We start from the raw sequence: 18497 nt of genomic DNA on the forward strand, positions 1-18497 counted from the left end.
GTCACTAATGCCCCTTCGCATGAGGCGGAGGGGCATTTCATTTCAAGAGATTCTCGAGGAGGAGAATTGAAGAAACTCACCATTGTGCCCATTGCTGTCGCATTCCTACTCGGAGTGTCGGCGTGCAGTGGCACTGCGCAGGCAGACACACAGGCCGGCGACGACGCGACATACAACTTCGACATGTCGGTCACCACGAGCGAAACTTCAACCTGGTTCAAGGGAGCCGAGAAGTTTGCAGAGCTTGTTGCCGAAGAAAGTGACGGTCGGATCAACATCAGCGTGTTCGCAAATGACTCGCTCTCAGCTGGCGATGCAATTGCGGGCATTGAGCAGGTGATGAACGGTGACAAAGCGCTGAGCTACAACTCTGCGATCCAGCTTTCCGGCATCGATGATCGCTTTAGCGCAATCGCCGCTCCGTTCACCTTCAGCAACTATGAAGAGGTGGATTCGGTGCTCGAATCGCCTGAGGCACAGGATGCATACGCCGGTCTTGCTGAAGAGCACGGCGTGAAGATGCTCGGATTCGGCGAGAACGGCATGCGCCAGATCAGCAACAATACGCATGAGATTGACGGGCCTGAAGACCTGAAGGGGTTGAAGGTACGCGTGGCAGGTTCGAAGCTGTTTATGGACATGTACCAGACCTTGGGTGCTGATCCACTGGTCATGAGCTTCTCAGAGCTGTTCACGTCGCTCCAGACCGGTACGGTCGACGGGCAAGAAAACGCGGTGGATCTCTTCTACGCGAACGGTCTCGTAGAGGTGCAGGACTACCTCACGATCATGAACTACGTGTACGACCCACTGCTGCTCATGATGAACCAAGAGATGTTCGACAGCATGAGCGACGCTGACCAGCAGATCATGCTCGATGCAGCGGCAGAGGCGAACGCGTACCAGATCGCAATGATCCGTGAGCTCGAGCAGGAACAGCTCAAGGACATCAAGGATCAGATGCAGGTCAAGGAACTCTCGGCAGCAGAAATTGCCGAGTTCCGTGAGGCGCTTGAGCCGGTTTACGAGGAATGGATTCCGACCTGGACTCCAGAGCTCTACGAAGTCATTCAGCCGAAGTAACGCTCATTTAATACAAGACAAGGAACGAAATGTTCACCCTGGAGAATCAAGTAGCCCTCGTGTTTGGCGGAGGCTCGATAGGTGGCGAGACCAATAACGGGCTCGCTGCGTGCCTTGCGTTTGCTCAGGCCGGAGCCAAAGTGGCCCTGGTTGACGCGAACCCCGATGCAGTTGCGGGCGCGCTTGATCGCTTTGAACAAGAACTCGGCGATCAGGCGAAGGGCAACGTGATCGGCCTCCAGGCCAACGTCACGAATCCCGACGAGGTGAAGGCCGCGGTCGACGCTACGATCGAGACCTTCGGCAAGATCGATATTCTGCACAACAATGTAGGTATCGCCCGTATGGGTGGTCCCATTGAGATGGATCTCGACGAATGGAACCTCGTCGTCAACGTGAACCTTACGAGTGCGTTTCTCACGAGCAAGTATGTGTTGCCGCACATGCTTGCGCAGGGGAAAGGTTCGATCACGAACGTCGCTTCCGTCGGAGGCATGCGGTACATCGGATACAACTATCCGAGCTACACCGCGACGAAAGCTGCGCTTATTGGGTTCACACAGAACCTTGCGGTTGAATACGCCTCGCAGGGAATTCGTGCGAACTCTATTTCTCCCGGGTACATTGAAACTCCGATGATCTACCGCCAGATAAGCGGTGCCTATGACTCCGTTGAAGAGATGGTGGCGGCGAGGAATGCGCTGAGCCCCACCGGAAAGATGGGGGAGTCGAACGACGTCGCAGCTGCAGCGGTCTATCTTGCCAGTGATGCCGCGAAGTATGTCAACGGGATATGCCTTCCGGTTGACGGTGGCCTGATTCAGCGCGCTACGGTTCCCGTAGCAGATCACTAGATCAGGCGCGGCTTAAAATAGCCGCAGTCGATTCGACACAAGGGGTTCTGGGCGCCGATTAAGGTGCTCAGAACCCTTTTCGTTGGAGCAGCTCGATGAGCCAAGTGAAGTGTGCGTCAGCCTTCTCGATCGCCCGCGGGAGGTCGCGATCTCGGAGCGCTGCGTAGTAATCATCGTGTTTGTGGATGAACTTCTCGATGTCGTGCTCGTAATCGAGGCTGTCGTGCGTGACCTTGAACACCTGGTCGAGCGCACGCCAGAAGAACATGAGACCATCAAGGCCTGCGGCTTCAAGTATGCCGAGGTGGAACTCGGAGTCACCCTGCACAATGTCATCTCCGGACTCTGCCTTCGTGAGCAGGTCGAGGCCGGCCTTGGCTCGCGAGAGATCTGCGTCTTCGAGCTGTGTGGTGAGAATGATCACAGCCTGCATCTCCAGCGACTTACGGAGTGACACCAGCGAGTAGATGTCAAAGTTTACGCTGAGTAGGCCAAGCAACAGTACGTCGCTCAGGGCGTCGGGGTGAACGCCAGAGAACACCGACTTTTCGCGCTCACGCTTCGTGATGATTCCGAGCGATGACAGTCTGCCGATGCGATCGCGAAGCGCAGTGCGGCTGATGCCGAGTCGTTCTGCAAGATCGCGCTCACCAGGCAGTGCGGTGCCGACATCGAGCGTTAAGAGCTGAGCCATGACACGACCGAGCGTCGGGTCCTTGAAAAACGACGTGAGAAACTCTTCGTTCTGAAAACGGTCGAGTCCCGCTTCAGGGAGAGTCGAAGTGTTCGTTTCGCTTGGTGTCATGGGGAGTGTTCGCATACCTTTACTGGCCGTCTCTCCATCCTATGGCGAAACGATGCGTCAGCTTGGCGTTACTCGCCGGTTCGAGGAGTCAGAGCCGGAGTGCGCGGCGTGGAGTGGTTGGAGCATAAGGCCGCTCTTTCAACGGTGGCAACGACTTCGTGGCAAAGATCCAAATCTTGCTCACTCATGTTGCTCTGGCTGTTCCAGAGAGCAAACATGCAGCGCCTGTCTGACTCACGGATCGGCACGACAACCACATTATTCATTGAGCACTGAACTTCACAAACAGGTATGAATAGGGGAGTGGTGATCGAGTCGTCGCCTGCATGAAGTGAATGCCAGGTTCGAGCGGGCACCCATGCGGCTTCACCCTCGAGCAGGGTGACTGTCTTCTCGCCATATACGAGATCAGCTTGGCCGCGTGTTTGCCATAGAAGAATATGTTCGAGCGTGTGCACTCGCTCGGTGAGTTCAGCGCCAGAGATGGCTGGAACAACTTCGGGAGTCACTGTGGCCCCAAGGTCGTCGTTCATCCGCATGTGTGAAGCTCCATCTCAAACAATCATCTGATGAAGGTAAGTATATGCGAAGTATGCACCATTTCGCGAGGATTTTTGTGGAATTGAGCTTCGCAAAACGGGGGAAGATCAATATCTGCACCACACCCGCAGGGCTAACGTAGAGGTTATGGACACTCAATCGCCTACTGGGCAGACCTCCATGGGGGCGCGAAGTGAGTTCTCGCAGGCGATTGAGAACCTCGCTCCCGGGTACTTTGCGCTCGTCATGGGCACGGGAATCATCTCGGTTGGGTTGAGCATGGTCGGTTTTCAGGCCGCTTCTGCTGTGCTGCTGGGGATCGCCGCCTGCTGCTACGTAGTGCTGTGGGTCCTGTACGTTTGGCGCGCGATCCACTTTCGTGAAGCTATGCTGCACGATCTCAGGGACCCAGAGAAAGCGTTCGCATACTTCACGATCGTTGCGGGCTCGGGCGTGCTTGCCGTCGCGCTGATCCGCCACGGGATCATCGGTCCCGCTGTGGTGCTCATCGCATTCGCTGCACTGCTGTGGTTTGTATTTGGGTATCTCTTGCCCTGGCAGGTCTTCATGACGCGTGACGGAAAACCGATTCTTGCCCGCACCAATGGCACCTGGTTCATTTGGGCGGTTGCGAGCCAGTCGGTGGTCGTTTGTATGGCGCAAATCGAGCCGCACGTCACCGCGGGGCGGCACTGGGTCGGAATTTTGGCGGTGCTCTCATGGTCGGTAGGGGTAGCGCTCTACGCAGGTGTCGCAATTTTGGTGTTGCTGCGCATCATCCACTACGGAATCACTGCAGCTGAATTCGAGCCCCCGTACTGGGTAGCGATGGGCGCCCTTGCGATCGCAGTGGTTGCGGGAACCAACATCATCGATATGCAGTCGACGCCAATGGTCGATGCGACGCGAACGATCATTGCTGGCACCGTCGTCATTTTCTGGAGTTTCTGCGTGTGGTTGATTCCGATGCTCGTTGGCGCCGGGTTCTGGCGCCATATCGGCCATCGTGTTCCGCTCAAGTACATGCCAACGCTCTGGTCGATGGTGTTTCCCATCGGCATGTTCGCCGTTGCGTCGGTGAACATCGGGCGTGTGGATCGTCTTCCCGTCGCCGAGGCCATCGGCCACGTGATGATGGTCGTTGCCGTGCTCGTGTGGCTCACGGTGTTTATCGGAATGCTGATCCGCATTACACGGGTACTTGCGCGCTCACTTGGCATCCGCGCATAAACCAACGACCCACTGAGTTACGCTGAATCACCGTACAGACGCACGGTGTTGCCCCACGGGTCGTTCACGGTAAGCACGCTCTCGCTCATTGTGTGCTCGATGTTCTGGGCGGCGAGCCGATCCGCAATGCTCGCGAGAGCCTCGTTATCGCCGAGGTGGATCGCGAAGCCACCTAGCCCCGACGCATCTGCGCCGCGCACACCTGCCCCCGCACTCTGCCAGGTGTTGGTTGCGAGGTGGTGATGGTAGCCGCCAGCCGAGTAGAAGACAGCGCCCTCTGATTCTGCGGTGATATCGAAGCCGAGCGTATCGGCATAGAACTCGCGCGCATCATCGAGGTCGCCAACCTTCAGGTGCACGTGGCCCATGACAGTGTCTTCTTCGCTCGGAGTACTTCCCATGTGCTCCTGAATGAAGGCGTTGGGGTCGAGCGGGGCCGAGCCCATCGTGACGTGCCCGTCCTTATTCCACTCCCACGTGTCTTCCGGGGTGTCGGTGTACAGCTCTAGCCCGTTACCGTCGGGATCCATGAAATAGAACGCAAGGCTCACGGCGTGGTCGGCGCTGCCGCCGTAGCTCGCGGGTGCAACTGTTGCGATGTTGTAGAGCACACCGGCCAATGCGGGCGCATCGGGGTAGAGGATCGCCGAGTGATAGAGGCCAGCGTCAGTATGCACGACCGGCGCGCTCTCTGCGACCTCGGAGATCAGGAGTAGTGGGTTCTCGTCTAGCCCGAGCGTCACCGAGGTCTCGGTCTCGTCAAGAACCTCGAGTCCCACCGCGTCGACGTAACTCCCTGAAACGCACCCCTGGATGAGCTATTCGCGGTGGGGAATGGCATGGCGGGCCTGGCTCGGTGTGCTGGTGGTGTCGATGCTCGGGAGTGTTGCAGCTTCACTCGTGATTTCGGGTGGACCCAATCCAATGCTGATGTACGGAATCACTCTCGTGGGAATTCTCCCCATAATCTGTGCCGCGCTCGCCGCAGTTCTCGGTCCGTGGCTCAGGCGCTTCTATCCGTTCTCACAATCGTTGCTGTTTGGTGGGATCACAAGTGCAACGGTGTGCCTCATTTTCGCAATCATCTCGCTGGTCGAGTGGATCGGCCGTGGTCCATGCCCGCCAGATACGTACTGCTCAGGCCCATTCGATGGTGTTCTTTGGGGAATCTGGTTGTTCGGACTTCCGATCTTTCTGTTCCCGTGCATCGGATTTGGCTTGTCGATCTGGGCACAAACGCGAAAGGGCCAGAAATAGTTCTGGCCAATCGCAGCGGGTGCGATCGTGATTTTCGGAACGTTCCTCTTGTTCGCACTGATCCGCCCTAGCGCCGGGATATGATCAACCCGTTATGCAGTCAGTTATCACTGAATTCGGGGCACTAGTCACAGACGCCGGTCGCACCCTGCTGCGATTCGTCGTCGGCGCGGCGCGGGCACTCTGGATGCACTGGCCTCAGCTCATCGGCCTATTTCTCGCGGGGTGGATCGGTCGAATGGGGTTTCTCTGGCTCGCGACCGTAACGTCGAACTGGAGCCCGACGGTTGCCGTGCTTATCCTGCCGCTCGCCCCGTTCTGCACGCTGCTCTCATTCGTGCTCATGCTGCGCGCGATGGCTCCGACGCTCCCTGCGTTCTCGGGAATGTTCGTCGAAACCACGGCGAAGCAGCGGTGGCGCGACGACTTCGCTGTCGCTGGCAAGGTACTTATCCCGTTTCTCGCGGTGTACGCCTCCGCCGGTCTACTCAAACAGGACGCGGCTGTGTTCCTCGTCGACACGACCGCCGATGAGAGCCTGAACACTGCTTTCCAAGACATCGACTGGGGTCGCACGAATTATGCGCCGGGCCTCGCGATCGTTGCGTTCGTGCTCGTCGCACTCATCGCCCGTAAGGTGATCTCGATGCTCGGCCTCGTCGAGCGCAACCTCGCCTGGGCGGGCCTGGCCGCGTACATTGAGATCCTCTGGGTCATGACGCTCGTGAATGTGTTCAACTCGCAGATCGAGTCACTCACGAGCTGGATCGCGACCCGCCGCATCACCGCACCCGTCATTGACTGGTGGGAGCGCACGTTCGAGGCCATCAGGGAATGGAGTGCGCTGGTCGGAGGTGCAATCGACGCTGTGTCGGCGGTGCTTGGGAACCTCGGTGCGGTTGTCGTTGTTCCTGTGGCATGGCTCGCGATCGGGGCCGCAGTCTATGGGCATCAGCTGCGGTCAGTGGATCTCTATGTGCCAGGGCACGAGGAGACGACGAAGCGGCTGCAGCGGATCCCGAACCCGGTACGACGGGTTGCTGCGCAGGTGACGGAGCCGGTCGTCACACCGGTGCGGAGCGCGTTCAGCGCGATCCGCAAGATCGCAGTGGCGGGCGTACTGCCAATGGTGATGTTCTGCATCGTGTTCCTCATATCGGGTGCGGTGCAGAGCGGCGCCACACTTCTGCTGCATGAGGCATTCGGGCCCGGCCCGGCACTGCGCCAGTTTGCGCTCGAACCCTTCGCGCTGCTCGCCGAGCGAGGAGTCTACTTTGTGCTCACACTCTCGTTGCTTGCTGCGGCGGTAAACGCGGTCGTCATGGCGCAGAAGGAATCGGATCGCGTCCTGGCTACTCAGTCGGTGGGGTGAGCACCAGGTAGACGGGTTCGTGCCAGGCGACGCGCACCTCGGTCGGCGTCACTCCGGTGGGAAGAGCGAAGAGGAACTCACGTGTCCAAGTGCGCGGGCGTTCGATAGGGGACTCGATTACCTCGTCCGAGAACGGGGCCACGGTAGGTCCCGGTGCGTCTTCGGGCACGCATCGGAGCACGACCGGGGCTAGATATAAATCGTCGGCGTTCGCGGATTCTATTCCGCTTCGGAAATCGTAGCGGTTGCCTTCGGCGTCGCCGAGTCCGACCTCGCAGGCGTCGAGGAACTGGTCGGGTGATGCCTCGAACTCAAGGTTCACGGCCCAGAGCATCGCCCCTTTGACGGCGACGAAGTCGTCTGTAGTCTCACGCGGCTCGAGCGAGATCAATCGGACCGTTACTTCGCGATCCCACTTCACCCCGTCGAGCTCGAGATAACGCTGTGTGAGAGTGCCCTCAGATGCCCCGGCGACAATCGGAGCCGACCACTGCCACGGGAGGTAGAGCGTAAAGAGCCGGAACGATGACGCGATGAGTGCGAGCGCGAGCAGAGGCAGCAGCAGCGCGAGCCAGAGTCGGTTGCGCCTCCACCAGCCGATGCGTCCGGGGGCCGCTCTGTTCGCAGGTTCGGTGTTGAGTGCCTCATTCGGTTCCAGAGCCTCATCAGTGGGCATTGCAGTACCGTCGCTCATGGCAACTCCGTCGTCGTTCGGCGCAGCACGATGCGTGTATCTGGTTCCGCAAGTTCTTCCGCCAGCGCCTTGTCGATACCGAGATTGAAATCGGCGACGTCATCGCTTTCCTCTGTCGACGCTCCAGCAGGGATGAGCAGGTGCGCGCCCTCGAGGGCGTCGGGGGAGACCTCAATCGGGATCTGGCACGAGACGGGCAACCCGGGCTGCGTCGGCCCGCAACTGTTCGTGACCGGCTGAGTGTCGCCGAAGGTTCGGCCGTCGGCGGCGCGTAGCACCACGGCGCGGTTAGGTAGCAAACCCGGCTCTGCGACGGGGGACCAGACGATGTCGAACACGATCCACACGCCCGAAGTGCCCGCGACCCGGCCAAGCGTCTCAACTTCGGAGGCCGACTGCACCCCCGTGACCGACACCTCGGCCGTGCGCATCGCGACCGTATCGCCAAGTCTTGCCTGCTGAATAAAAGGGCGCTCGCTCATGACACGATCTGATGCCGGCAACCGCTCGGCGATGAACGACCCGATGAAAAGGGCAGCCACGACGAGCACAGCGGTGAGAAGGCCAGTGCGGGAGAATTTCACGACTCATCCTCGGATTCCAACGGTTCGACCGGTAGCGTAACTCGCGCGGCGGGTACCGGGTCGCGCCACCCGAGGCTGTCGTCGAGGGTGGATCGGCGCCAGATATTCCCAGAGAACACTATGGTTGCGTCGTCTGGGATCGCGGCAGAAACTTCCTGCTGCCACCCGATCACGACGTTCGTCGTGAGCCCCGGCTGGAACGTGTACTGCGTCAGCCCGTCGATTCCTCTGAGAATGGTGGGTCGCGCCTGCTTCGGTCCGTCTTCGAGTTCGATTGTGCGCACACCGTGAACGTCGAGCGAGATGCTCTCGGAGAGCGTGTACGCCGGAACCGGTCGATCGGAAGTGTTCGTGACGTCGACCAAAAGTGCGATGTAGCGATACCCGTCTTCTGCGTAGAATGCACCCGCGAGTTCATCGAACACTCTTGCCCGCTGGGTCGAGACCTCGAACGGAGTTGCAACGAACTCCGCCCCCGACCCGTATGTGGGGACCTCGTCGTCAGCGTCGGATACCGCGTCCCAACCTCCGAAGATGCCGACCGCTCCGAGCGCCAATGCTCCAGCTACCAGCGCGAGTCGCTGGGGAGTGAGGATGTCGGAGACGGCGCCGTACCATGCGGTCGCGCGGCGAAGACGCGAGGGCGGTCGATCCGGGGTCACGTGCCAAGCATATACAGTGCTTCGGGCGTTGCTTCGCGGTGCCGATCCACTCGCCAGGTATTGTGTGACAAGGAATCTCGACCAGGAGACCCGCGGAAGGGAGACGGCGTGCACCTGAAGAGTCTGACGCTCAGGGGCTTTAAGTCCTTTGCTCAGCCGACGACCTTTCAGTTCGAGCCCGGCGTTACGGCGATTGTCGGTCCGAACGGCTCTGGCAAGTCGAACGTCGTTGACGCTCTCGCCTGGGTGATGGGTGAGCAGGGGGCAAAGACCCTCCGCGGCGGCAAGATGGAGGATGTCATCTTCGCCGGCACCTCGACGCGCGGACCCCTCGGTCGCGCCGAGGTGAAACTCACCATCGACAATTCCGATGGCGCGCTCCCCATCGAGTACTCCGAGGTGACGATCAGTCGAATCCTTTTCCGTAATGGATCGAGCGAGTACGCGATTAACGGCGAGGCGTGCAGGCTCTTAGACGTTCAAGAGTTGCTCAGCGACTCAGGTCTTGGCCGCGAAATGCACGTGATCGTGGGCCAAGGGCAGCTTGACGCGGTGTTACGTGCGACTCCCGAGGACCGGCGCGGGTTCATCGAAGAGGCCGCAGGTATTCTCAAACACCGTCGTCGTAAAGAGCGAACCGCGCGCAAGCTCGAGGCGATGGAGACGAATCTTACGAGATTGAGTGACCTGGCGGGGGAGATCCGCCGCCAACTCAAACCGCTCGGGAAGCAGGCGGAAGTCGCGAAGCAAGCGCAGGGAATTGCCGCTGAGGTGCGAGATGCGCGCGCAAGACTGCTTGCTGACGATGTCTCGCGGCTACGCGTTGAACTCGAGGGCCTGTCCAAAATTGAGTCCGAGCGGCACTCCGAACGAATCGTGCTGCAGGAAAAGCTCGAGCAGAAACAACTCCGCGTTGCGCGCCTAGAGCAGGAACAGCAGGGTGACGAACTCGATTCAGCACGCAGGGTGACATTCGCGCTCGAATCGGCCCAATCAAAGCTTCGTGGGCTGTTCGCGCAGACGCAGCAAAGACTCACGTTTCTCGCCACGCAGGCAGAGACACCAGAACAGCTCAACCACACGACGCGTGCTGCGGTCGACGAGGCGCGCGAAGAGGCTCTTGCGCTCGCTGAGGCTGTTCCTTCCCGTGAGGAAGCCTGGAACCAGGCCGCTCAGGCGACGCAACAGGCGAGACAGGCTCTTGACGCAATCGATGAGCATATCCAGGAGCAAAGCGAGTTAGTTTCTCGACACGATCTCGAACTCTCGGCCTTGCGCGGGCGAGTTGAAGCGGCCGAGCAGAAACAGCAGGCGGTTGCTGAGGAAGTTGCTCGACGCACACAGGCGCTCGAGCAAGCTGAAGAGCGCGCAGAAGCCGCGAAGAACGAACTTGAAGCGTTCGAGACGGCCAACGGATCAGTCGAGCTGCCAGAGGGCGGGCTCGATGCTGCCTACCGCGAGGCGCAGGCGAAGGAGGCAGACGCCGAGTCTCTCGTAAACGAGTATCGGGATCGCTTGCACGCACTTGAGCAGGAGCTCGCCGGCGTCGAAGCTCAAGTGAGCGCTCTCGCACGGTCACTGGAGCAGCGGGACGCAACGGCGGCGGTTCTCGAGGAACAATACAGCGGAATCCGAGGCCGGGTGGCTGACCACGTTCGGGTCGCTGAGGGCTATGAAGCCGCAGTGGGCGCAGCACTTGGTGTATTCGGTGACGCGCTGCTCGCCGACGATGCGCGTGTTGCTGGCGACGCCGTTGAACACGCACGCAGCGAAGACCTCGGGAGGTTGCGGGCAGTCCTCGCGCAGGGAACAAAGGGAGACATCGCGACTTTCGCCGATATCCCGGGTCTGACAGCCATCGCGAGCGTACTTATTGACGCACCAGATGGGGTTCGAGGGCTGCTTTCTCGCAGTTACGTTGCCGAGGATGTAGCTGCCGCGATCCACGGGTCAGCGATGCTTCGCGAGCGTCTTGAGGGCGGCAATTACACCGTCGTCACCGCCTCTGGCGACGTGCTGACCGAGCACACGCTCTCTGGTGGATCGGGGAGTGCCCCGAGCCGCATCGAGATCACCGCCGAACTCACTGAGGCGCGCGAGCGGCGCACCGCACTCGACGCGGAGATCGCAGACGCAGAAGCTCAACTTCAAGACCAACGCGAGCTTGTGGCGCGGTTGAAGACGCGAACGCGTGAGGTGTACACAGAACTGCGTGAGGCAGATGCAAAACTTGCAGAGCACGCACGTAGGCGTCAGCAGCTCGTGGTGCGCGCTGAGGCTACTCAGGCAGAAGCGCAGCGCGCAGCGACCGCACTCGAGGGTGTCACGGGCGCTTCGGCGGAGTCTGAGGCCGCGGCGCAACAGGCTGCGCGGGCATACTCTGAAGCAGAGGCAAAGCCGCGCCCCATGCTCGACGCTACGCAGCGAGAAGGCGTGCTTCTTGAACTCGAACAGGCACGGCAGCGCGAGGTTGAGGCGCGGCTCGCGTTTGAGACTGCGAAAGAGCGCGTGCGGGCCTCGGAAGAGCGCAGCCGGGCGATCGCGGAGCAGTTCGAAGCAGAACGGCTCGCCGCGGAAGACGCTGCACGCAGGTCAGTGCTCCGCGCACGACAGGTTGAGCGGGCGGATCGTGTCGCGGCCGCACTCCCGAACATCCTTGATGCGTGCGATCGCTCGCTCTCTGAAGCGAGAACCGCTCAGCAGGCAGCTGAGCAAGAGCGTGCAAAGAACAGTCAGGAACTCACACTGTTGCGTTCTGAAGAAGTGGAGTTGCGCAGTCGTCTGCAGCAGCTCACCGAGAGCGTACACGGCGCCGAGTTGAAGAGTTATGAGCGCAAACTACAGTTATCCTCACTCCTCGAGCGGGCCGGAAGCGAGCTCGGCCTGGTGGAGGACGTATTGATCGCCGAATACGGCCCCGAAGTTGGTGTTCCGGTTACAGAGACCGAGACGAGTGAAGAATCCAGCGACGAACGCGAACCTCAGTTCATTCCGTTCGATCGCGGTGAGCAGGAACGGCGGCTCGCGCGCGCTGAGAAGCGGTTCGCAGAACTCGGTCGTATTAACCCGCTCGCGCTCGAAGAGTTTGCTGCGCTTGAACAGCGGCACCAATTTCTGGTTGAGCAGCTCAGTGACCTCACGAAAACCAGGGCCGATCTTACGCAGATCATCGAAGAGCTCGACGAGAAGATGCAGGGCATCTTTGCCGCAGCCTTCGAAGACACCAAGGCGGCATTCTCAGAAGTGTTCCCCATCTTGTTCCCCGGTGGATCGGGCGAGATCGCGCTCTCGAATCCGGACGATTTGCTGACCACTGGTATCGATATTGCGGTCAGACCGGCCGGTAAAAAGGTTGAGCGACTGTCACTGCTCTCTGGCGGTGAGCGGTCTCTTGCAGCAGTCGCCTGGCTGATCGCAATATTCCAGGCCCGACCGAGCCCGTTCTACATCGTGGACGAGGTCGAGGCAGCTCTCGATGACGCAAACCTTGGTCGACTCCTGCAGGTGTTCGAGCGGTTGCGCGAAAACTCGCAGCTCATCATCATTACGCATCAAAAACGAACGATGGAGATCGCCGACGCTCTCTACGGTGTCTCGATGCGAAAAGACGGAATTTCTGCGGTTGTTGGACAGCGACTGGCGGAATCCGCCTGAGAATCGTTTCGAGATTCTAACGAATCTGTCTCAGCCCCACATTCGGTGCGACCCATGCCACATGGCACCACTACGCTACTGAGAGTAGCTTCCCAACGGTGGGGAGACTCACGTAAGAATGAAAGGCGTAGCCAATGAAGGTTTACTCCAGGAAAGCGGCAGGAGCGATTGCTCTCATCGCTGGAGCAGCTCTCGCGCTATCCGGGTGCACAAGCACCGGCGGCGACAATTCATCAGATACCGGTGAGACAGAGGCGGGTCCACTTCGGATCGGCACTCTTCTGCCACAGACCGGCACACTCGAGCACCTTATCTACGGACCTCGTGCCGCAGTGACGCTCGCACTTACAGACATCAACGAGGCTGGCGGCGTGCTCGGCCAAGACGTTGAACTCGTAGTAGAGGCCAATGAGCACGACGCATCTGATCCAACGATCATGAGCAAGAGCGTCGATGACATCATTAAGGCAGAGCCAGCCTTCGTTCTCGGCGCCATGGGCACCGGTAACACGAACGCTGCAATGCCGAGGATTACCGAGGCCGGAATCCTCATGGGATCGCCATCGAACACGGGTATCGCGCTCGCGGGCATCAACGACCTGTACTTCCGCACCATTGCTTCTGACATCATTCAGGGTCGCGCTCTTGGCAACTTGATTCTGCAGAACGCTCCGTCAACGGTTGCAGTGCTTGCCCAGAACAATGACTACGGCAATGGCCTGCGCGATAACCTGCAGGAGACGCTTGAAGCTGCCGGTGCAGAGGTGACCTACGGCGCGAACGGCGCTGGCGAGGAGTTCCCCGAGGGGCAGACGACCTTCACCTCTGAGGTGACCGCAGCTCTCGCGACGAACCCAGACGCGATCGCGATCATCAGCTACGAAGAGGCGAAGCAGATCATTCCTGAGCTTCAGGCACAGGGCTTCGATCTTTCGAAGATCTACCTCGTTGACGGCAACACGGTTCCTTACCCTGAGTTCGATGCGGGTATCCTCGAGGGCGCTCAGGGCACCACGCCTGGCCGCGCTACCGTCGGTGAGTTCCGTGACGCACTGATTGCTGCCGATGAGTCGGCAAGCAAGAGCCTTGCCTTCGCGCCTGAGACGTACGATGCAGTGGTTCTCGTTGCACTCGCGGCTGAGCGCGGTGGAGCAACGGACACGCAGACGATTGTCGACAACCTGCACGCTGTTTCAGGTGCAGATGGCGGCGAGACCTGCGATAACTACGCTGACTGCCTCGCCCTGCTCCAGGACGGACAGGACATTCACTACCAGGGTCAGGCCGGTGGCGGACCACTGAATGAAGATAACGAGCCGTCTTCGGCACTCATCGGCATCTACCAGTACGACGCCGAGAACACCCCGAATGCGGTGGGTGAGATCGAGGGCTAACCCTCGAGACACACCTCACGAGCAGAGGCCCGGATCTGTATGGATCCGGGCCTCGCTTTATGAGTGGTGCATTTGTCGAGAGGCTACGACGCTAGTGCTTCGACTTGGCTTCCACGTCAGCGGCCAGTGTGCCGAGGTACAGCTCGATGACCTTAGGGTCGTTCGCAAGTTCGCGGCCAGTACCCTCGTGGGCGTTCGTGCCCTGGTCGAGCACGTAGGCCCGGTCACAGATCTGCAGGCAGCGCCTGGCGTTCTGTTCGACCATGATGATCGTGACGCCGGTCTGGTTAATCTGCCTCGTGCGAATGAATGTCTCATCCTGTCGCACGGGGGAGAGGCCTGCGCTTGGCTCGTCGAGCAGCAGAACACTCGGCTCCATCATGAGGGCGCGGGCCATCGCCACTGATTGTCGTTCGCCACCGGATAGCGAACCCGCGAGTTGCTTCCTGCGATCCGCCAGCATCGGGAACAGGTCCCAGATTTCTTGAGAACGGCTCGCAAATTCCTTGGGCTTCAAGAACATGCCCATCTGCAAGTTCTCCTCGATCGAGAGTGCCTGGAACACATTGTTCGTCTGCGGTACAAAGCCAACGCCCTTGCGCACCAGTTGGTTCGTCTTCATGCCGGTGACGTCTTCGCCATTCAGCGTGACCGAGCCGTCGCGAATATCGACGAGACCGAACAGTGACTTGAGCAGTGTGGATTTACCCGATCCGTTCGGCCCAATAATGCCAACGAGTTCTCCCTTGCGTGCCTCGATTGTGCACCCGTTGAGAATGTTGATGCCGGGAAGGTAGCCCGCGTGAAGCTCATTTGCGCGCATAACGACTTCGGTGGATGTGGATGCAACTGACGTGTTCATCAGGCCTCCTCCTTCGCTTCCTCTTCGACCGCAGCTTCAATGGTGCGAATCATAGCTGTGTTCATGACATCGTCGTCACCGAGATCTCGATCGTGGTGAGCGCCAAGGTACGCATCGACGACAGCAGGGCTGGTCATCACGTCTTCTGGGAGACCCTCGGCGATGATCCGCCCCTGTGCCATAACAACGACCCAGTCAGAAATGTGGCGAACCATGTGCATATCGTGTTCGACGAACAACACGGTCGTTCCCTCGTCGCGCAGCTGCTCGATGTGCTCGAGCAAGCTCTGCGTCAGTGCGGGGTTCACGCCCGCCATTGGCTCGTCGAGCATGATCATCGAGGGCTCGGACATGAGCGCGCGCGCCATTTCGAGCAGCTTCTTCTGGCCGCCCGAGAGGCCACCGGCCATGTCGTCACGTTTTGCGTCGAGTTTGAATCGCTTGAGAAGCTCTTCGGCTCGTTCGATATTCTCTCGTTCCCGCTTTGCCCACAGCGGCTTGACCAGCCCCACGAAAAGATTCTCACCGGGCTGATTTGCAGCCCCAATGAGCATGTTCTCAAGCACTGTCATTTTCGTGAGTGCTTTGGTGAGCTGAAATGTGCGGATCATGCCAGAACGAGCGACCTTGGTCGCACTCGGGCGGCTGAATGTCTGACCGTTGAACGACCAGCTCGCTGCGGGGGAGCCCGATCCACCATTTGGGCGGTCGAAACCCGTCACCAGGTTGAAGAACGTGGTCTTGCCAGCCCCGTTCGGGCCAATGAGCGCGGTGATAGCCCCGCGCTGCACCTCGAGGTGGTCGACGTCTACAGCGGTCATGCCACCAAAGCGGCGCACAACATTGTCGGCCGTGAGAATTGGGTCGGGCTTTGCAACGCCGGGAACCTGGTCGAGGCTCGCGAGCTCTTTCTTCAAGAGGTCGCGGTCATAGGGGTAGTCGTGTGCGCTAGACATTGAACGCCAACTCCTTCTTGTTGCCCAAGATGCCTTGAGGCCGGAATATCACGAGCAGCATGAGCATGAGTCCGATGAGGATCCACGCGAGAATCTCTGCCTGCTGTGCGCTGAGAATGTGCCCCGGGATGTACTCGGAGGCGACGCTCGTAATTACGAGTCGCAGTACGAAGAACAGGATCGAACCGAGGAGCGGGCCGAGAATGGTTGCCGCACCTCCGAGCAACATGATCATCCAGAGGTTGAACGTGGTTGCGCGCCCCATGCCATCGGGGTTGATCGCTGCGGGGAGTGACATGAGGATGCCGCCAAAGCCACCCATAACGCCGCCAATGATGAGGGCCTGGAGCTTGTATGAGAACGGACTCTTTCCAAGGCTTCGCACCGCTTCCTCGTCTTCGCGAATTCCCTTGAGCACGCGACCCCACGGACTGCGAATGAGCAGCCAGGTGAACACCAAGAAGATCGCGACGAGGCCCCAGGCAAGAATGCGGGTCCACCAGTCATCAACGCCGGTATTCACATATTCGAGCCCGAGAAAACTCGTGCGGCCCTCCGGGAGAGGTGACAGCGCATTCAACTGCTCCCGAAATTTCGGGCTTTGAATGCCGCTCGGGCCGCCAGTGAACGGCGTCAGGTTTGCAAGCCTTGCAGTCATCCGAAGAATTTCTGCTGCGCCGATGGTGACGATCGCGAGGTAATCGCCCCGTAGCTTCACTGTTGGTATTCCGAGAAGCAGGGCAAACGCGGCCGAAGCAAGCACCGAAATGAGCAGTGCGAGGAAGAGCGGAACCCCGTTCATCACTGAGATGACAAAGCCATAACCGCCGACCAGCATAAAGCCGGCCTGGCCAATGTTCATGAGGCCAGTGAATCCGAAGTGAATGTTCAGGCCGATGGCCGCGATCACAAAGGCAGCGGTGATCGGTGAGAGCGCGGTCTGCAGGATTGCCTGCAGCATATCTATCCAGAATTCCATGTGCCTAACCGATCCGTTCCTTGCGCCCGAAGAGTCCCTGCGGTCTCACGAGCAACACAACGATGAGTATGAAGAGGGCTGCGGCGTGCTTGAGGTCGCCCGGGAGCCAGATGTTTGCCATTTCAACGATGATTCCGATGATCATCGAGCCCACAATCGCTCCGAGCGTTGTTCCAATGCCGCCAAGAATGACCGCCGCGAAGAGTAGGAGAAGGTAGTGCCAGCCGGTATTCCAGGCGATGCCGTTGAGTACAAGGCCAAGGAGCATGCCCGAGAGGCCCGCAAACGCGACGCCGACGGTCCACACGAGTCTGATCACCCGATCCACATCTATGCCGGAGGCCTCAGCGAGTGCGCGGTTATCGGCAACTGCGCGAGTTGCGCGTCCGAACCTCGTGTATTTCATCGCGAGCGCAACCGCGATGATTGCGACGAGTGAAATGCCCATCGCGATGTACGACTGCACAGTGAGAGTTACGCCAAGCAACGTCACAGTTTTTGGAGACGATGGGTCGATGCGCAGAATGCTTGCTCCGAAGAAGAACTGGAAGATGTTCTGAAGCACGATCGAGAGGCCGATCGACACGATCATCATTTGCATGAGACTGAGTTGTCGCTTTCGCAACGGCCTCCACAGCACTGCGTCTTGGAACCAACCCACAACTGCCATCAGAATGACGACAATGAGGCCGGTGAGCCAGATGTTGCCGGTGAGCTGCATGAAGAGAAACGCCAGGATGCCGCCCATCGAGAGCATTTCGGCGTGGGCAAAGTTCGAGAGCCCGGTAGTACCAAAGACGAGTGAGAGGCCAACTGCACCGAGCGCGAGCAGCAGGCCGATGCGAATGCCCGAGGCGCCCTGCTGCCAGAACCTGGGCCAGAAGTTGCTTTCGGCGCTCGTGCGGGGTGCGTCGGCAGTCTCGGTAGTTTCCTCGGCCGCATCCGTCTCCTGCGCATCTTCGGCGGGCTCCGGCTCACTCACGGCGGCGGGATCATCGGTGAGCGGGAAGAGTGCGCTCACCGACTCAAACAGTGCGACCTGAACCGTGCGGCTGTCGGCTGACTTGAAGTACTGGCCGGCGGGAAGCGTCGACTGATCCACCGTGACGGTGTACTCACCCGCCCGTGTCACGGTGAATACCCAACGCCCGTCTGCGTCGGTTGCGGCGGTTTCGTTCGCACCCGACCCCGTGAGCGCGAGTTCAATGTCAGCAGCAGGCTCGCCAGTGCTTGTCTTGATGAGGCCCTGAATGCAGCCCGTTTGTGCGTCGGGCACACAATCAGCGGCGTGAGCGGGTAATGATTGGAATGTGAGCGCAAAGAAGCTCGCGAGGAGCGCAATGAGCGCAAGCAGAGTCGCGTGTTTCACCGCGGGTCTCCGCATTTGAACGTGGTTCACTTGACCTCCATTGGTCCGCGCTGCTTCGCGCGTCGACGTTCGGGCAATGACTGCCCACCACAATATCGTCGGTTTCGTGGTGATTTGGCCAACTCGCCCGTTCGCGGCGTCATTGTTGCCGATACGAAACATCGGGTTGCAGATTTCGTCACTCTGAGTTGTCGGTAGTCTT

General features: G+C 59.6%; 17 protein-coding genes. 7 read left to right on the forward strand and 10 right to left on the reverse strand.

Going from position 1 to position 18497, the window contains the following annotated elements; all coding sequences use genetic code 11:
* Window positions 1–66 precede the first annotated feature (66 nt).
* Together H9L06_RS01375 and H9L06_RS01380 are read left to right on the forward strand one after the other, a co-directional pair.
* On the forward strand, window positions 67–1083 hold the full coding sequence (locus H9L06_RS01375) for a DctP family TRAP transporter solute-binding subunit (RefSeq protein WP_187555525.1): 1017 nt from the start codon (window positions 67–69) through the stop codon (window positions 1081–1083).
* A gap of 29 nt (window positions 1084–1112) precedes the next feature.
* Window positions 1113–1937 (forward strand): SDR family NAD(P)-dependent oxidoreductase, encoded by an 825-nt coding sequence (locus H9L06_RS01380; RefSeq protein WP_187555526.1) that lies wholly within the window; start codon window positions 1113–1115, stop codon window positions 1935–1937.
* A 67-nt stretch (window positions 1938–2004) separates the two neighbouring features.
* Here H9L06_RS01380 and H9L06_RS01385 read toward each other — a convergent pair whose 3' ends face one another.
* On the reverse strand, window positions 2005–2757 hold the full coding sequence (locus tag H9L06_RS01385) for a FadR/GntR family transcriptional regulator (protein WP_187555527.1): 753 nt from the start codon (window positions 2755–2757) through the stop codon (window positions 2005–2007).
* Window positions 2758–2810: 53 nt separating this feature from the next.
* Window positions 2811–3281, reverse strand: a complete 471-nt coding sequence (locus tag H9L06_RS01390; protein ID WP_187555528.1) for a cupin domain-containing protein — start codon at window positions 3279–3281, stop codon at window positions 2811–2813.
* 148 nt (window positions 3282–3429) lie between these two features.
* On the opposite strand from H9L06_RS01390, the gene H9L06_RS01395 reads away from it, so the two are divergent.
* The gene (locus H9L06_RS01395) at window positions 3430–4512 is read left to right on the forward strand and encodes a tellurite resistance/C4-dicarboxylate transporter family protein (RefSeq protein ID WP_187555529.1); all 1083 of its coding nucleotides are present in this window, start codon (window positions 3430–3432) and stop codon (window positions 4510–4512) included.
* A gap of 17 nt (window positions 4513–4529) precedes the next feature.
* Here the strand turns inward: H9L06_RS01395 and H9L06_RS01400 are convergent, their stop codons facing one another.
* Window positions 4530–5291: a VOC family protein gene (locus tag H9L06_RS01400; RefSeq protein WP_187555530.1), complete on the reverse strand. Its 762-nt coding sequence runs from the start codon at window positions 5289–5291 to the stop codon at window positions 4530–4532.
* Between the two features lie 34 nt (window positions 5292–5325).
* Between H9L06_RS01400 and H9L06_RS01405 the strand changes: the two genes are divergently transcribed.
* Both H9L06_RS01405 and H9L06_RS01410 read left to right on the forward strand, forming a co-directional pair.
* Entirely contained in the window at window positions 5326–5769 is a 444-nt protein-coding gene (locus H9L06_RS01405) for a hypothetical protein (protein ID WP_187555531.1), read from the forward strand.
* Window positions 5770–5863: 94 nt separating this feature from the next.
* Window positions 5864–7141, forward strand: coding sequence for a hypothetical protein (locus H9L06_RS01410; protein WP_187555532.1), 1278 nt, complete (start codon window positions 5864–5866; stop codon window positions 7139–7141).
* Here H9L06_RS01410 and H9L06_RS01415 read toward each other — a convergent pair.
* From H9L06_RS01415 to H9L06_RS01425, 3 genes are read right to left on the reverse strand one after another with little or no spacing between them, the layout of a single operon-like run.
* Entirely contained in the window at window positions 7122–7835 is a 714-nt protein-coding gene (locus tag H9L06_RS01415; protein ID WP_187555533.1) for a hypothetical protein, read from the reverse strand. The two genes, H9L06_RS01410 and H9L06_RS01415, sit on opposite strands and share 20 nt — an antisense overlap.
* Entirely contained in the window at window positions 7832–8419 is a 588-nt protein-coding gene (locus H9L06_RS01420; protein WP_187555534.1) for a hypothetical protein, read from the reverse strand. The genes H9L06_RS01415 and H9L06_RS01420 overlap by 4 nt, the downstream gene beginning before the upstream one ends.
* On the reverse strand, window positions 8416–9081 hold the full coding sequence (locus H9L06_RS01425; protein ID WP_187555535.1) for a hypothetical protein: 666 nt from the start codon (window positions 9079–9081) through the stop codon (window positions 8416–8418). Before H9L06_RS01425 ends, H9L06_RS01420 begins: the two co-directional genes overlap by 4 nt.
* A 108-nt stretch (window positions 9082–9189) precedes the next feature.
* On the opposite strand from H9L06_RS01425, the gene smc reads away from it, so the two are divergent.
* Both smc and H9L06_RS01435 read left to right on the forward strand, forming a co-directional pair.
* The gene (smc, locus tag H9L06_RS01430; RefSeq protein WP_187555536.1) at window positions 9190–12735 is read left to right on the forward strand and encodes a chromosome segregation protein SMC; all 3546 of its coding nucleotides are present in this window, start codon (window positions 9190–9192) and stop codon (window positions 12733–12735) included.
* A gap of 134 nt (window positions 12736–12869) precedes the next feature.
* Entirely contained in the window at window positions 12870–14129 is a 1260-nt protein-coding gene (locus tag H9L06_RS01435) for an ABC transporter substrate-binding protein (RefSeq protein WP_187555537.1), read from the forward strand.
* A gap of 91 nt (window positions 14130–14220) precedes the next feature.
* Here H9L06_RS01435 and H9L06_RS01440 read toward each other — a convergent pair whose 3' ends face one another.
* Genes H9L06_RS01440 through H9L06_RS01455 form a run of 4 tightly spaced genes read right to left on the reverse strand, consistent with a single transcriptional unit; the run spans window position 14221 to window position 18295 of the window.
* Window positions 14221–14991, reverse strand: a complete 771-nt coding sequence (locus tag H9L06_RS01440) for an ABC transporter ATP-binding protein (RefSeq protein ID WP_187555538.1) — start codon at window positions 14989–14991, stop codon at window positions 14221–14223.
* A complete protein-coding gene (locus tag H9L06_RS01445) occupies window positions 14991–15947 on the reverse strand; it encodes an ABC transporter ATP-binding protein (RefSeq protein ID WP_187555539.1) in 957 nt (318 codons plus the stop codon). The genes H9L06_RS01440 and H9L06_RS01445 overlap by 1 nt, the downstream gene beginning before the upstream one ends.
* Window positions 15940–16926 carry a branched-chain amino acid ABC transporter permease gene (locus H9L06_RS01450; RefSeq protein WP_187555540.1) on the reverse strand — a complete coding sequence of 329 codons (987 nt, stop codon included), beginning with the start codon at window positions 16924–16926 and terminating at the stop codon, window positions 15940–15942. The genes H9L06_RS01445 and H9L06_RS01450 overlap by 8 nt, the downstream gene beginning before the upstream one ends.
* 4 nt (window positions 16927–16930) lie before the next feature.
* The gene (locus H9L06_RS01455) at window positions 16931–18295 is read right to left on the reverse strand and encodes a branched-chain amino acid ABC transporter permease (RefSeq protein WP_246454433.1); all 1365 of its coding nucleotides are present in this window, start codon (window positions 18293–18295) and stop codon (window positions 16931–16933) included.
* Window positions 18296–18497: the final 202 nt, after the last annotated feature.

The organism is Leucobacter denitrificans (genome assembly GCF_014396385.1).
Classification (GTDB): domain Bacteria; phylum Actinomycetota; class Actinomycetes; order Actinomycetales; family Microbacteriaceae; genus Leucobacter; species Leucobacter denitrificans.

What these genes read in the sequence shown, in the direction of transcription:
- H9L06_RS01390 (WP_187555528.1), bottom strand. Translation starts at nt 3,281, where the DNA reads ATGCGGATGAACGACGACCTTGGGGCCACAGTGACTCCCGAAGTTGTT.
- H9L06_RS01435 (WP_187555537.1), top strand. Translation starts at nt 12,870, where the DNA reads ATGAAGGTTTACTCCAGGAAAGCGGCAGGAGCGATTGCTCTCATCGCT.
- H9L06_RS01405 (WP_187555531.1), top strand. Translation starts at nt 5,326, where the DNA reads ATGAGCTATTCGCGGTGGGGAATGGCATGGCGGGCCTGGCTCGGTGTG.
- H9L06_RS01415 (WP_187555533.1), bottom strand. Translation starts at nt 7,835, where the DNA reads ATGAGCGACGGTACTGCAATGCCCACTGATGAGGCTCTGGAACCGAAT.
- H9L06_RS01440 (WP_187555538.1), bottom strand. Translation starts at nt 14,991, where the DNA reads ATGAACACGTCAGTTGCATCCACATCCACCGAAGTCGTTATGCGCGCA.
- H9L06_RS01410 (WP_187555532.1), top strand. Translation starts at nt 5,864, where the DNA reads ATGCAGTCAGTTATCACTGAATTCGGGGCACTAGTCACAGACGCCGGT.
- H9L06_RS01445 (WP_187555539.1), bottom strand. Translation starts at nt 15,947, where the DNA reads ATGTCTAGCGCACACGACTACCCCTATGACCGCGACCTCTTGAAGAAA.
- H9L06_RS01395 (WP_187555529.1), top strand. Translation starts at nt 3,430, where the DNA reads ATGGACACTCAATCGCCTACTGGGCAGACCTCCATGGGGGCGCGAAGT.
- H9L06_RS01385 (WP_187555527.1), bottom strand. Translation starts at nt 2,757, where the DNA reads ATGCGAACACTCCCCATGACACCAAGCGAAACGAACACTTCGACTCTC.
- H9L06_RS01450 (WP_187555540.1), bottom strand. Translation starts at nt 16,926, where the DNA reads ATGGAATTCTGGATAGATATGCTGCAGGCAATCCTGCAGACCGCGCTC.
- H9L06_RS01380 (WP_187555526.1), top strand. Translation starts at nt 1,113, where the DNA reads ATGTTCACCCTGGAGAATCAAGTAGCCCTCGTGTTTGGCGGAGGCTCG.